Source organism: Dactylosporangium siamense (genome assembly GCF_016862795.1).
Classification (GTDB): Bacteria; Actinomycetota; Actinomycetes; order Mycobacteriales; family Micromonosporaceae; genus Dactylosporangium; species Dactylosporangium siamense.
In genome coordinates, this window is the sequence record NZ_BONQ01000078.1 from 23,112 (window position 1) to 36,870 (window position 13,759).

The following is a 13,759-nucleotide window of genomic DNA, read 5'->3' on the forward strand; positions in this document are numbered from 1 at the left end:
TCCGGCCGCACCGCTTTTACGAAATGGCGGTGCGGTCGGACTGGAATCCGCGCACGTCCGGGACGCCGAGTCGGGCCGCGTCGGCCGTCAGGTCGTCCGGCATCCGTTGCGACTCCTGCTCCGCCGCCACCCGAGCCAGGTAGTGCTCGATCTCCCGGGCTCTGGTCGCCGCGTCCCAGCCCAGCACCGCTCCCATGACCTCCGCCGTCTCGGCGGCCGAGGCGGCGCCGCGGTGGTCGGTCTCGAAGGAGATCCGGGTCCGGCGGGTCAGCACGTCCTCCAGGTGCAGGGCCCCCTCGGCGAGGGCGGCGTACGCCACCTCCGCCGCCAGATACTCCGGGGCGCCCGGCAACGGCCGGCGCAGCGCGGGGTCCAGGGCCAGGACGTCGAAGGCGAGTGAGCCGTAGCGCTCCAGCAGGTGCTCCAGGACGCCGACCGAGATCCCGTGCCGGCGGGCCAGGTCGGCGCGGTTGGTCCACAGCGAGTGGTAGCCGTCGGCGCCGAGCAGCGGCAGGTCGGCGGTGCGGGAGGCGGGGACCAGGCCACCGTGCCGGCGCAGGCCGCCCAGGCGGTGCGCGACCCGGTCGATGACGTCGGCCGCCATCACGCGGTAGGTGGTGTACTTGCCGCCCGCGATCAGCATGAGCCCGAGCATCGGCTCGACGACGGCGTGGGTGCGCGACAGCGCCGAGGTCTGCTCGTCGCGGCTGTGCGGCTGCCGCTGGCGGGCCTCGCGGGACAGCAGCGGGCGCAGGCCGGCGTAGACGCCTTCGATGTCCTCCGTGGACAGCGGCCGGTCCAGCACCTCGTTGACCTGCCCCAGCAGGTAGGAGATGTCGGTCGCCGACGCCGCCGGGTGCCCGCGGTCCAGGTGCCAGTCGGTGTCGGTGGTGCCGATGATCCAGTGCCCGCCCCACGGGATGACGAACAGGACCGAGGTCTGGGTGCGCAGGATCAGCCCGGCCTCGCCGGTGATCGCGGAGCGGGGCACCACCAGGTGGACGCCCTTGCTGGCGCGCACCTGCAGGCCCGCCGACTCGCGGGGGCCGCCGTTGGACAGCAGGCCGGCGATGTCGTCCATCCACACGCCGGTGGCGGCGACGACCGTGCGGGCGTGGACCTCGAACTCCTCCCGGGACTCCAGGTCCCGGACCCGCACCCCGGTGACCTCCCGGGCGTCGCGGAGCAGGCCGACCGCGCGGGCGCTGGGCACGATCGCCGCGCCGAGGCTGGCGGCGGTGCGGGCGAGGGTCGTGACCAGCCGGGCGTCGTCGACCTGGCCGTCGAAGTACTGGATGGCGCCACTGATCGCGTCCTCGCGCAGCGAGGGGAAGCGCCGGTGGGTCTCGGCGCGGGACAGGTGCCGGTGCAGCGGCATCCCGCGCGGTGCCGACCCGCGAAGCTGGGCGGCGGTGGCGAACGCGTCGTAGAGGCCGACGCCGGCGCCGTAGTAGGCCCGCTGCCAGACGCGGTGGACGGCGCCGGTCAGGCCGCGGTGGGCGGGCAGCGGCACCAGGATCGGCACCGGCCGCACCAGGTGCGGGGCGAGCCGGGTGGCGAGCAGGCCACGCTCCTGGAGCGCCTCGGCGACCAGGCCGAACTCGAGCTGCTCCAGATATCGCAGCCCGCCGTGGATCAGCTTCGAGGACCGGCTGGAGGTCCCCGAGGCCAGGTCACGGGCCTCGACGAGGGCCACGGACAGCCCGCGGGACGCGGCGTCCAGCGCGGCTCCGGCGCCGGTGACACCCCCGCCGATGATCAGGACGTCGAAACGCTCGCGGCGCAGCCTGGCGACGTCCTGTGCCCGGCGACCGGGCGACAGGCGGCTGGCCTCGAATCGGGACGTGGAGGGTTCACGGCGCACCTCACTACGGTAGCCGCGCCTGTCATTGGGCATCACAGCATCGTGTCCATCACCGAACGTATCGTCAGCGCGCCCGCCGACCGGGTCTTCGCCGTCCTCGCCGACGGTTGGACGTACAGCGACTGGGTCGTCGGCACCGCGCACGTCCGCGACGTCGACCCGTCCTGGCCGTCGCCCGGTTCCCGGCTGCATCACAAGGCCGGCCCGTGGCCGATGTCGATCAAGGACCGCAGCGAGTCGCTGGAGTGCGAGCAGGGCCGGATGCTGCTGCTCAAGGTGCAGCTGTGGCCACTCGGCGCCGGGGAGGTGCGCTTCACGCTCGACCCGCTGGACGACCAGGCGACCCGGGTGAGCATGCAGGAGCAGTTCACCGACGGGCCGCTCGTCGGGGTGCGCAACAAGGTCGGCGACGTCCTGCTGCACTACCGCAACACCGAGGCACTCGCCCGCCTCGCCGATCTCGCGGAGCGGCGCGCTCAGTAGATTGCCTTCATCGCCTTTCTGACACCGGCGGCATACACGTCGCCGAGCAGCGGCCGGTGCCGGGCCAGGGCGGCGCGGGCCGCGTTCGCGCCGGCGGCACCGTGCACCCCGCCGCCCGGGTGCGCGCTGGAGCTGGCCAGAAACAGCCGGTCGACGGGCGTGTCGGCGCGCCCGAGGCCGGTCACGGGCCGCCAGAGGAGCTGCTGGTGCGCCGCCGCCGTGCCCCCGTTGATCGCCCCGTCGACCAGGCTCGGGTTCTTCGCGACCAGCTCGGCGGGGCCGCTGACGTGCCGGGCGAGCACCAGGTCGGCGAAGCCCGGGGCGTGCCGGCGCATCGCGTCCTCGACCCTTTCGACCTGGGTCCGGACCATCTCCGCGTCGACCTCGCCGGGCTTCGCGGGCCGGGGCAGGTGCGTGTAGGCCCACAGCGTCTCCGTGCCGGCCGGTGACCGGGTCGGATCGGCCGTGGTCATCTGCCCGACGAGCAGGAACGGGTCCTCCGGCGCCCGGCCGGCGGCCAGGTCGGCGGCGTAGCGCTGCGGGTCGGCGCCGAGGTGGATCGTCCCGGCCCCGGCGACGTCCGGCGACAGCCACGGCGCCGGCCCGGACAGCGCCCAGTCGATCTTCAGCGTGGCGTTGTCCCAGCGGAAACCCTCCAGGTCGCGCAGCAGCCGGGCGGGCAGGTGATCTTTCAAGATCAAGGTTTGGTACAGGGTGGGCGCCGGCACATCGGCCAGCACCGCCCTGCGGGCGCGGACGAACCGGCCGTCGGCGCACCGGACGCCCAGGGCCCGCCCGCCGGCGACGATCACCCGATCCACCATGGCGCCGGTGCGGACGGTGCCCCTCGAGCCGAGCCGCCGGACCAGGGCGTCGGTGATCTGCTGGGCGCCGCCGACCGGCACCGGGAAGCCGTGCTGCTGGCCGAGCATCGCGAGCAGCCAGCCGAACCCGCCGCTCGCCGCGTCGTCCGGGGCCAGGTCGGTGTGCAGGGCCAGGCCGGTGAGCAGCAGCCGGGCGCCGTCACCCTGGAAGAGCTCCTCGCCCAGGACCCCGGCCGGGACCAGGAACCGGCGGGCGAGCCTCAGCATGTCGCCGAGCCCCGCGGTCGCGGCCAGCCGCACGCCGGCACGGATCGGCGGGAACGGGGTGAGCAGCGACCCCAGCAGGTCGGGTTCGAGTCGGCGCCATTGGGCGTACACCTCGCGCCAACGCTGACCGTCTCCCGGCGCGAACCGCTCCAGCGACTCCGCGGTGAGGTCCAGTTCCCGGCTGAGCACGGCGGACCGCCCGTCCGGGAACAGGTGCGCGACGACCTCGGGCGCGTGCGTCCACCGCAGCCCGTGCGCCTCCAGGTCGAGCGCCAGCAGCGGCGGCGAGCCGGCGCTGAGCGGATAGAACGCGCTGCACAGGTCGCTGAGGAAGCCCGGTGCGGTGATCTCGGCCGAGCGGACCGCGCCGCCCAGGTGCTCGGTGCCCTCCAGGACGGCGACGTCCCAGCCCGCGTCGGCGAGCAGGTTGGCGGCGACCAGACCGTTGTGTCCGGCACCGATGACCACCGCGTCCACCGTCTCCGTCATGCCCCTCAGTTTGCCCTGCCGGCTCATCCGCAACCGCCCGCCGCCTCGTCCGGAGTCGGCCCTTGGCTCGTCGGGAGCCGGCTCTTGGCTCGTCTGGAGTCGGCCCTTGGCTCGTCGGGAGTCGGCTCTTGGCTCGTCCGGAGCCGCCCGCCGGAGCGTCTGGGACCGTCCGCCGGTGCGGTTGAAACCGCTCGCCGGCTCATCCATCACCGCTCGCCGGTTCATCCGAAACTGTCAGAGGCGGGTCGTAGAGTGCGGCCATGGCTCGATCACGAGGGTTGGCGCTGGCATTGACCATCGTCCTCGGCCTGTGGGCGGTGGCGGTCACCGTCGCGGTCCACGGCGGGGGCTGGCTGGTCGGCCAGGGCCTGGTAGCGCTCGGATCGGGTCTGCCCCGATGGTTCTGGCCGGTGGCGGGCGGGCTGGTCGCCGTCCTTGTCGCCGGGCCGGCGCTGCTGCTCGCGCGGCTGTCCCCGCTGCCGTTCGCCCGGACCGCCGGCCTGCAGTGGGCGGTCACCGCCCTGATCGGCGGCTTGCTGGGCACCCTCCGCCTGATCCCCGACACCTATCACGAGATCTACCTGGCGGCGCTGGCCGTGACCGCCGCGGTCGCCGCCGGCGTGCGGCGCGCCGTCCGCGGGCGGGCCGAGCGGTCCGACGGCTGGCTGCTGTGGCTGTCCCTGGCGATCGGGCTGGTCGCGCTGCTGCCGTGGCTGTGGGTCGGCGCGTTCGGCGGCCTGGTGGAGACGGTCGTCGCCCCGTTCGCCGCGCTGGCGGTCGCCTGGCTCGCGGTCCGCCCGGTCACCGCGCTCGCCGCACTCGGCGGGCCGCTGCGCAACACCTGGGGCGGCGCCGCGGTCGGCGGCCTGACCGCGGGGGTCGGCCTGGTCACCCTCGTCGCCGGCGTCGGGGAGCCCGCCGTGCAGCTGCTCGCGCTGGTGGCGATCCCGCCGCTGGCGTTCGCGGTGGCCGCGCTGGCGCGCCGGGGCCGCCCGGCGGTGCCGGCCCTGCTCGCGCCCGCCCTGTTCGGCCCGCTCGCCCTGGTCGACCCGGACGAGACCACGCTGCTGCTGGGCTTCCGCGACGTCGCCTTCTGGGCGCTGATCGGCGCCGTGGCCGGCCTGGTCCTCGCGCTGCTGGCGGCGGCCGTCGCCGTGCCGGCGACCGGCCGGGACCCGTGGCGGCCCCGCTTCGCCGCGCTCACCGCGGCCGTCGTCGCGGCCGGCGGGGCGATCGTCTACACGGTCCTCGGCCAGCCGGGTCTCCACGGCGAGCACCTCTTCGTGATCATGAAGGAGCAGGCCGACCTGAGCGGCCTGCGCGACGAGCCCGACCGCACCACCCGCATCCGGCTGACCTATGAGCGGCTGGTCGGCACCGCCGAGCGCTCCCAGGCCTCCCTGCGCGGTGCGCTGCGCGCCAAGGACCTCGAGTTCACACCGTTCTACCTGGTCAACGGCATCGAGGTGAACGCCGGCCCGCTCGCCCGCCAGTGGCTGGAGGGCCGCGCCGACGTCGACCGGGTCCTGCTCAACCCGGTCCTGCGCCCGCTGCCCGTCACGCCGGGCCCGGAGGAGGTGGGCTCGTTGCCGGCCCCCACCGCCCCGCCGTGGAACCTGACACTCATCAAGGCCGACCAGGTCTGGTCCCAGTTCACGACCGGCCGCGGCATCGTCGTCGGCAGCTCCGACTCCGGCGTCGACGGCACCCACCCGGCGCTGCGGACCACGTTCCGCGGCGCCGACGACTCCTGGCTCGACCCGCTCGACCACACCAGCGCCCCCGTGGACCGCAACGGCCACGGCACCCACACCCTCGCCACCGCGGTCGGCGCGGGCGTCGGCGTCGCGCCCGGCGCGCTGTGGGTCGCCTGCGCCAACCTCCCCCGCAACCTGGGCAGCATGGCCAACTACGTGAGCTGCCTGCAGTTCATGCTCGCCCCCTATCCCGCCGGCGCCGACCCCATGCACGCCGGCCGCCCCGACCGCGCCCCGCAGGTCCTCACCAACTCGTGGGGCTGCCCGTCCGTCGAGGGCTGCGACACCCGCTCCCTGCAGCAGGCCGTCGACGTCTTCGCCGCCGCCGGCATCTTCTTCGTCGCCGCCGCCGGCAACACCGGCCCCGACTGCGCCACCGTCACCGACCCCCCGGCCACCTACCCCGCCACCTTCACCGTCGGCGCCGTCACCCGGACCTCGAAGGTCACCTCCTTCTCCAGCCGCGGCCCCGCCCCCGGCAACGTGCCCAAGCCCGACCTCATGGCCCCCGGCGCCGCCATCGTCTCCGCCCTGCCCGGCGGCGGCTACGGCGCTCTGAGCGGCACCTCCATGGCCACACCCCACGTCGCCGGCGTCGTCGCCCTCATGTGGGCCGCCAACCCAGCCCTCATCGGCCACATCGAGCAGACCCGCCAACTCCTGCTCCGCACCACCCAGCCCGTCGACGCCACCGACTCCCCCTGCGGCCCCACAGACACCGCGGGCGCCGGCCTCGTCGACGCCTTAGCCGCCGTCACAGCCGCCACCGCCGTCACCACCAAACCCACCCCCTGACCCCCCTCGCCATTTCGCGCCCCGCCCCGTTAGCCGTCGCACGGCCCTGGGTCGCGCGCAGCGCGGCCTGGGTCGCATCAAGCGCGGCGCCCTCTGTCGCCCCTCGCCCGCCGCCACGCCCGCGGCTCTGCACAACTCCAACCGCGAACGCCTCCCGCTCACCTCCTCACCACCGCCACCGCCCAGACCCCCATTCCTCGAAGCCGGCCGATCTCGTCGCCACCTTCGCCCCTCCCTGCCTCCGCCGTCATGAGGCCGCCGCGTCCCTCCGCCACCTACGCCGTCATGTAGCCGCCGCTCTTGACAACGCTCGCCCACCACCACCCGTAAGCACACCCGCCGGGCTCCGCGTCACCCGCAACCCGGTCGTCCGCGGCAATGACCAACCCGCCCATGACGCCCGCCGCCCACCTGCTCACCCACCGTTGAGCCACCTCTTGAAGCCAGCCGGCTCGTCGCCGCCTTGTCGCCACGTGGTCGTCGCCCCCGTCGATGTCGGCCGCAGTCACGACCGACCGCACCCGTTGTTGCCTGCCGTGCCCGCGCGTTGCCGGCGCAGCACTCGCTCCTCGCCGCCGGCCGCCGCTCACCACCTGCTCCGTCCCGCCCTGCCACATCCGACCCTGGCCGCTACCCCAAGACTCGGGTCGCCGCTTGGATACCCGGCGCGACCGATCGATCTTGGCCGACTTGAGCAACGTTGCCCTGTGGCCATTCAGGCGGCCAACCTGCGACTTCGATCATGGCGGCTTGGCGTGCGATGCCCGGCAACGGGCAACGGGCAGCGGGCGATAGAGGATCGCGCTCCCGAGATCCAAGGACCGACGGGCGACCGACCGCTGTTTCGTCGAAGGATTGATGGACCGGTGACGGCGACCGGCCGCCCGCGCCGTCGATCTGTGCAGGTCTCAGCGGTTGGTGGCGCGCGACAACCAGAAGGATCCCAGGGGCCCGGAGATCCTTCCGGTTGTGGAAATCCGGCAGTCACGCCGCATGCCTGCTGCCCGATCCAGCGCTGCCGATGGGTCGCGTCCCACGGGAGTGGTGTACGAATCGCCCCTCTTTGAGGTGGTTGAGGATATGGAGACGGTCATCGCGGGGCCTGGCGGAGGTGACCAAGCGGCCTGGTTCACGGCACGACGTCGGCCAGGCTCGCGGCGTCGGCGGCCTGGCGGTCGCAGCGGCGGGCCCAGTAGGTGTGGCCGACCCGCTCGTAGGCGGCCGCGGCGGCGCCGAACGCGCCGGCCGCGGCCCGCGGGTCACCCTCGACGAGCGCGGCGCTGGCCGCCGCCGACGAGGCCATCGCCCGCCACGCCGAGCCGCCGAACCGGTCGGCGATCCGGGCCGCCGCGGCGGCGTGGGCGCGGGCCGGTTCGCTGTCGCCGAGCGCCGCGTACGTCTCGGCGGCGATCGGGTGCAGCAGCGCGCCGCAGGTGGGACAGCCGCCGTAGCGGGCGGCCGCCGCGGCCGCGGCGCGGATCGACTGGGCGGCGAGGTCGGGCTCGCCGCGTTCCAGGCGGGCGAACGCCGCGGTGGCGTGGATGCGCTGCCACACGTGCCGGGCCGTCGGCGAGACCGTCGCGATCGCCGACGCCCGGCGCAGCGCCGGGCCGACCTCGTCGGGGCGGCGCTGGCAGACGGCGACCTCGGCCAGCCGCTGCCACGGCAGGGCGCCGGAGGTCGAGCCGAGCGACGCGTGCAGCTCGGCGCCCTGGCCGAGGCAGCCGGCCGCCTCGTCGAACTGCTCGCGCAGCAGCAGCGACTCGCCGAGCAGGGTCCAGGCGAAGGCCTGGACCCGCACGACGCCGGCGTCGGTGGCGTGCGCGAGCGTCGTCCGGGCGTATTGCTCCACGTCCGTGGCGAGCTCGTCGGAGTACAGGTGGAACTGGCCGATGCACTGGTGGACGTCGAACGGCCCGGCGTAGGCGTCGGTGTCCAGGCGCGCGCCGGTCCGGCGCAACTCGGCGTCGAGGCCGCGGCGCCAGTCGCCGCGGACGTGGGACACCATGGCGATCGTCTCCTCGGCCCGGGCGCGGTCGTCCGCGGTGCCGTCGAAGGAAGCCAGCTCACGGGCTCGCAACGCGTGGTGCAGGGCCCGGTCCAGGTCGCCGTTCAGGCAGTCGACCTCGGCGCGCAGCCGCGCCAGCCGGGTCGCCTCGGCCGGGTCGGCCGTCATGGCCTCGGCCCGGGCCAGGTGCGGCTCGGCCGGCGCGACCTGGAGGCGGTCCAGGTGCGCGGACGCGAGGAGGCGGTGCAGCCGGGCCTCGTCCGCCGGGCCCGTCGAGCGTTGCAGGGCCGAGGTGTACGCCGTGACCGCGCCTCGCGGGTCGCCGGAGCGCATTCGCAGCGTGCCGACCCGCTCCCACAGCGCGGAGGTCAGCGCGGGCTCGGCGACCTGCCGGGCCAGCACCTCCGCGTGGATGCGCTGCGCCTCCGGGCCGGGCTCCGTGCCGAGCTCGTCGTGCAGCAGCCGGCGCAGCACCTCGTACTGCCGCAGCGCCTCGGCCCTCCGTCCGGCGAGGGCGAGGACCCGCATCAGGCACACGTGCGCGGACTCGACCAGCGGGTCCAGGCCGACCAGGGTCCGGGCCACCCGGGCCGTGTCCTCCAGCAGGCCGGCGGCCTCCAGGATGCCCGCGTACTCCTCCAGGATCGCGACATAGTCCCAGCGCAGGTCGAAGCGGTGGCTCGTGGTCCACTCGTCGTTGTCATCGGGCAGCAGGCCGTCGCGGTAGAGCTCGACGACCGCCGCGTACGCCTCCAGGTCGCGGCGCTCGCGGGCCTGGACGACCTGCGTGCGGAACGCCACCACGTCGACCCAGATGTGCTCGACCGGCAGGCCGAGCACATCGCCGTCGGCGACGATCGGGTTCGTCTCGTAGTGCTGCTCCGGCAGCATGTGCCGGACGTAGTGCACGGTCTTGCGCAGGTTGGCCGCGGCCGCCGCCGGGGCCAGGTCCGGCCACAGCGCCGCCGTGATCTGATCCCGGTGCAGCCGGTGCCGCGGGGCCAGGCACAGCAGCTTGACCAGTGCGGCCATCTTGCGCCGATGCCAGGCCTCGTCGGGCACCACGAGCGTGCCGATCGTGACACGGAAACCGCCGAACAGTTCGAGCCGGACCAACGCCGTCCTCCAGGTAGCACGGATGCGCCACCAGGATGACGGGCGTCGCCGCCCGCTGATACGTCGGCTGGCCGACAGTCCCGTCTTCCGGTCAGATTTGTCAGGGTCCAGCCGTCCGCGATGCGGCCCGCCGATGCGTGACGCAGCGGGCACCCCGTGGGGACAGGGTGCCCGCTGATCAGCGCGGGCGGGTCAGGCCGTCAGCGTCCACGTGTTGATGAATCCGGTGTCCCCGGTCGCCGCGTCCTGGACCCGCAGGCGCCAGGTGCCGCTGCGGGACTCGCTCGACAGGTTCATCGTGAACGTCTGGTCGATGTTGTCCGCAGTCCCGCCCTGGCGGTTGCGGAGCACGTAGACCGAGCCGTCCGGGGCGACCAGGGAGACGACCAGGTCGCCGCTGTAGGTGTGGACGATGTGCACCTCGACGATGCTTGCGACCGAGGCGTTGCCCGCGCAGCCGGCCAGAGCGATCCCGCTCTCCACCGTGGTCAGGTCGACGATGGTCACGTCGGTGGGGTTGGTGCCGGTGCAGGTGCTCGGGGGCGGGCTCAGGGTGAGCGTCCACGCGTCGATGTAGCCGGTGTCCCCGGACGCCGCGTCCTGGACCCGCAGGCGCCAGGTGCCGTTGACGGACTCGCTCGACAGGTTCGGCTGGTACGTCTGGTTGACGTTGTCCGAACTCCCGCCCTGGCGGTTGCGGAGCACGTAGACCGAGCCGTCCGGGGCGACCAGGGAGACGACCAGGTCGCCGCTGTAGGTGTGGACGATGTGCACGTCGACGGTGCTTGCGACCGAGGCGTTGCCCGAGCAGCCGGTGAAGGTGATGGTGCTCTCCGCGGTGGACAGGTTCGGGACCTGCACGTCGGTGCCGTTGGTCGCGAGGCCGCAGGCGGGCGGGTCGCCGACGGTCAGCGTGTGCACCGCCGTGTGGGTCGCCGAGGTCCCGGTGGCCGTGATGGTGATCTGGTAGATGCCGGCCACGGCACCCGACGCGGCGACGATGGTGAGCGCCGACTGGGTGCCTGAGATGATCCTGACGTAGGCGAGCTGCCCGGTGACGTTGGTGGGGAGACCGCTCACGGCGAGGTTCACCGGCTGGTCGGCGCCACTGGTGGTGGTCGTCGAGATGAGGAAGCTGACCGACTTGCCGACCTGCACCTGGCTCGCCGTCGGGCTGAGCGCGATGCTGAAGTCGTTCGTGGCGGCCGACGCAGCGGTGGGCGCCACGACGAACACGCTGAACATCGCTGCCATCACCGCCAGCAGACCGGCACCGAGCCGTCGCCGGGCGGTTGCGTGCGCCGTCCCCGTCGTTGCTCCTGACCGCGGCATCGGGTTCGTCAAGGAGAACGGCGATCGGCGGAGGTCAGTGCGCCGGGAATCCACCGTACGTAACGGGTATCGGAGCGTGGCGATCAGGCGGGTGATGTAGTGCATGGCGGGCGTCCCCTCGGATGAGTTGTCGGGGGGACCCTAGTGACGCGGCGTTCCGTGAACGTTCCCGTCCTGGTCAGCGAGCGCACGATCCGCAAGTGCGTCCGTCGCCTCGCCCGCTGGCGCGACATCGACCCCAGGACCGTCCGGCTCGCCATGGGCAAGGCCGCCGAGATGCAACGCCGGGGCGTCATCCACTTCCACGCCATCATCCGCCTCGACGGCGTCGACCCCGACAACCCCGACGACCCTGGCGCGACCGTTCCACCGCCGGCCGGGATCGACGCGCACGACCTGGTCGCCGCGGTCGAACTCGACAGCCTGCTTCGGGAGCGGCGGTGATCGGCCGGGAACGGGGTTGTCTCCCAGATGGCCCCAGGAAACGGATGAGGGCCGGTGTCCCGTTACCAGGAAACCGGCCCTCACGAAGTCGGGGTAGCCGGATTTGAACCGACGGCCTCTTCGTCCCGAACGAAGCGCGCTACCAAGCTGCGCTATACCCCGAGCGTGCCGAGTAATCGTAGCCCACGCCCGGCAGCGCTCCAACTCGGTATCCCCTGTGGCGTCAGAGGGACTTGAGGAAGGTGCTCACCGTGGACTCGTACGCGGCGGGGTCGAGGTTCCAGCTGCGGCAGTGACCAGCCTCGCGGGTCTCGACGAGCTGGACGGACGGGGAGGTCGCGGCCAGGGCGACGGTCGGCTGCGGGGCGACGGTGCGGTCGTCGTGGTCGACGTAGAGCAGGGTCGGCACGTCGAGGGCGACGGTGCGGTAGTCGAGGTCCGCGGCGCGCACGCCGAGGCGGTGCTGGATCAGCTTGAGGGCGGTCCAGGTCCACAGGGGCGGCACGTTGAGCTGGCGGGCGTTCATCCGCAGGGTGGCGGACCAGTCGACGACGGGGCAGTCCAGGACGATGCCGCCGACGAAACCGCCGTGGTCCCAGGAGCGCATGAGGTTGAGGATGGCCGCGCCGCCCATGGACCAGCCGTACAGGATGACCTGGCGGGCGCCGGCGGCCCGGGCGTAGTCGACGGCGGACAGGACGTCGCGCCATTCGGTGTGGCCGAGGTGGAAGCGGGCGTCGGGGCTGGGGAACGCCTCGGGGTCGTTGCGGTAGGTGACGACGAGGGTGTTGTGACCGGACGCGGCGAGGGTGGGCAGGATGCGCAGGGCCTCGCCGCGGGGGGCGCCCCGGCCGTGGACGGCGATGATCCAGGTGTCGTCGGCGGGGCCGCTGGTCGGCGGGACGAGCCACGCCGGGCAGTCGCCGAGCTCGGCTGGGACCAGCACCTCCTGGAAGGGCAGGCCCCGGGCGGACAGGGGGTCACCTTCGAAGACATACCCGGTGGTGTACCCCTTGAGCCCGCTCGTCAGCGTGCCGCGGGTGAGGCCGGCGATCTCGCGGGTCACGGTGGTGCGGTCCGTGGCGATGACGGGGCCGAGGACGGCGTGACCCGAGGGCCACACGAAGGCCAGCGGCATCGAGCGGGCCGTGTCGGGGGTGCGGGTCAGGGTGATCCGGTTGCCGGCATACGCGCGGACCCGCACCGGGTAGGCCCGCATGGCGTTGACGTTGAGGACCTGACCGGCGAGGAACCAGCCGGCGCCAGCGGTGCCGGTCGGCAGCAGCACGGCGAGCCCGGCGGCGCCGGCCACGCCCGCGTACGCGGCCCGGCGCGGCCACTTCCTGGCGGCTGCTGCCGGTACCGTCGCCGCGGGAACGGACGCGGCGGTCATCGCGGAACGAGGGTCAGGATCGAGGCCTCGGGTGGGCAGGCGAAGCGGACCGGCGCCGTCGGGTGGGTGCCGAGGCCCGCGGAGACGTGCAGGAACGCCGACGAGAACGGCCAGCGGTGCAGCCCCTTGGCCATGCGCCGGTCGAGGCCGCAGTTGGTGACCAGGGCCCCGAAGAACGGCAGCGCGACCTGGCCGCCGTGGGTGTGACCGGCCAGCAGCAGGTCGAAACCGTCGTCGGCCATGCGGTCCAGGACCTGCGGCTCGGGGGAGTGGGTGAGGCCGATGCGCACGTCGACGTCGGGCGAGGCCGGGCCGGCGACGCTGTCGTAGTCGTCGCGGCCGACGTGTGGGTCGTCGACGCCGACCAGCTCGACCGTGCGGCCGCCGGCCTTGATCGTGGTGCGGGCGTTGTTGAGGTCGGCCCAGCCGGAGCCGGTGAGCACGTCGCGCAGTTCCTCGGTGGGTAGGACGGCACCCTGCACGTAGGGCTTGTCGCGGTTGAAATACCCGAACGGGTTCTTCAGCACGGGTCCGCGGTAGTCGTTGCTGCCGAACACGAAGGCGCCGGGGCGGTCCAGCAGCGGCGTCAACGCCCGCACGACCGCGGGCACCGCGTCCACGTGGGCCATGTTGTCGCCGGTGACGACGACGAGGTCCGGGTCGGTGCCGGCCAGCTCGGCGATCCAGCGCTGCTTGCGGTGCTGGCCCGGGGTGAGATGGAAGTCGCTGAGGTGCAGGATCCGCAGCGGCTCGGCGTCGGGGGCGAGCACCGGCACGTCGAACCTGCGCAGGGTGAACATGTTGCGCTCGACGAGCGAGGCGTAGGCGAACGCGGCAGCACCGGCCGCGGCGGTACCGGCAGCGAGTCGCCGGACAGTCTTCGAGCGCATGGGCAAAGCGTACCGGGACGGCTGTTTCCAGCTCCCCGGGCTGCGCCCGCGGTTCCCACCCCGAGCCTTCCCACCTTCTACAACCGAATATGACCAA

General features: G+C 73.6%; 7 protein-coding genes, 1 tRNA gene and 2 pseudogenes. 3 read left to right on the forward strand and 7 right to left on the reverse strand.

Annotated elements, in window-relative coordinates; genetic code table 11:
- Positions 1-16: 16 nt before the first annotated feature.
- Positions 17-1,897 carry a glycerol-3-phosphate dehydrogenase/oxidase gene (locus Dsi01nite_RS25075; RefSeq protein ID WP_203848702.1) on the reverse strand — a complete coding sequence of 627 codons (1,881 nt, stop codon included), beginning with the start codon at positions 1,895-1,897 and terminating at the stop codon, positions 17-19.
- A 9-nt stretch (positions 1,898-1,906) separates the two neighbouring features.
- On the opposite strand from Dsi01nite_RS25075, the gene Dsi01nite_RS25080 reads away from it, so the two are divergent.
- On the forward strand, positions 1,907-2,347 hold the full coding sequence (locus Dsi01nite_RS25080) for an SRPBCC family protein (RefSeq protein ID WP_203848703.1): 441 nt from the start codon (positions 1,907-1,909) through the stop codon (positions 2,345-2,347).
- On the opposite strand, the gene Dsi01nite_RS25085 is transcribed toward Dsi01nite_RS25080, so the two are convergent.
- Positions 2,341-3,927 (reverse strand): phytoene desaturase family protein, encoded by a 1,587-nt coding sequence (locus tag Dsi01nite_RS25085; RefSeq protein WP_203848704.1) that lies wholly within the window; start codon positions 3,925-3,927, stop codon positions 2,341-2,343. The two genes, Dsi01nite_RS25080 and Dsi01nite_RS25085, sit on opposite strands and share 7 nt — an antisense overlap.
- Before the next feature lie 260 nt (positions 3,928-4,187).
- On the opposite strand from Dsi01nite_RS25085, the gene Dsi01nite_RS25090 reads away from it, so the two are divergent.
- On the forward strand, positions 4,188-6,479 hold the full coding sequence (locus Dsi01nite_RS25090) for a S8 family serine peptidase (protein ID WP_239136150.1): 2,292 nt from the start codon (positions 4,188-4,190) through the stop codon (positions 6,477-6,479).
- 1,129 nt (positions 6,480-7,608) lie between these two features.
- Here Dsi01nite_RS25090 and Dsi01nite_RS25095 read toward each other — a convergent pair.
- Together Dsi01nite_RS25095 and Dsi01nite_RS59195 are read right to left on the reverse strand one after the other, a co-directional pair.
- Positions 7,609-9,603, reverse strand: coding sequence for an AfsR/SARP family transcriptional regulator (locus Dsi01nite_RS25095; protein WP_203848705.1), 1,995 nt, complete (start codon positions 9,601-9,603; stop codon positions 7,609-7,611).
- Between the two features lie 192 nt (positions 9,604-9,795).
- A pseudogene (locus Dsi01nite_RS59195) lies at positions 9,796-10,476 on the reverse strand (proprotein convertase P-domain-containing protein); the annotation flags it as partial.
- Between the two features lie 603 nt (positions 10,477-11,079).
- Here Dsi01nite_RS59195 and Dsi01nite_RS58735 point away from each other — a divergent pair.
- Positions 11,080-11,346: pseudogene (locus Dsi01nite_RS58735) on the forward strand (replication initiator); the annotation flags it as partial.
- A gap of 121 nt (positions 11,347-11,467) precedes the next feature.
- On the opposite strand, the gene Dsi01nite_RS25110 reads toward Dsi01nite_RS58735, so the two are convergent.
- The 3 genes from Dsi01nite_RS25110 to Dsi01nite_RS25120 form a co-directional block, all read right to left on the reverse strand.
- Positions 11,468-11,541, reverse strand: a tRNA-Pro gene (locus Dsi01nite_RS25110).
- A 61-nt stretch (positions 11,542-11,602) separates the two neighbouring features.
- Positions 11,603-12,772, reverse strand: a complete 1,170-nt coding sequence (locus Dsi01nite_RS58410; protein WP_203848707.1) for an alpha/beta hydrolase family protein — start codon at positions 12,770-12,772, stop codon at positions 11,603-11,605.
- Entirely contained in the window at positions 12,769-13,662 is an 894-nt protein-coding gene (locus Dsi01nite_RS25120; RefSeq protein ID WP_203848708.1) for a metallophosphoesterase, read from the reverse strand. The genes Dsi01nite_RS58410 and Dsi01nite_RS25120 overlap by 4 nt, the downstream gene beginning before the upstream one ends.
- Between the last annotated feature and the right edge of the window lie 97 nt (positions 13,663-13,759).

Excerpts from the sequence above, each read along its gene's own strand:
- Dsi01nite_RS58410 (WP_203848707.1), bottom strand. The coding sequence starts at position 12,772 with ATGACCGCCGCGTCCGTTCCCGCGGCGACGGTACCGGCAGCAGCCGCC.
- Dsi01nite_RS25085 (WP_203848704.1), bottom strand. The coding sequence starts at position 3,927 with ATGACGGAGACGGTGGACGCGGTGGTCATCGGTGCCGGACACAACGGT.
- Dsi01nite_RS25090 (WP_239136150.1), top strand. The coding sequence starts at position 4,188 with ATGGCTCGATCACGAGGGTTGGCGCTGGCATTGACCATCGTCCTCGGC.
- Dsi01nite_RS25120 (WP_203848708.1), bottom strand. The coding sequence starts at position 13,662 with ATGCGCTCGAAGACTGTCCGGCGACTCGCTGCCGGTACCGCCGCGGCC.
- Dsi01nite_RS25075 (WP_203848702.1), bottom strand. The coding sequence starts at position 1,897 with ATGCCCAATGACAGGCGCGGCTACCGTAGTGAGGTGCGCCGTGAACCC.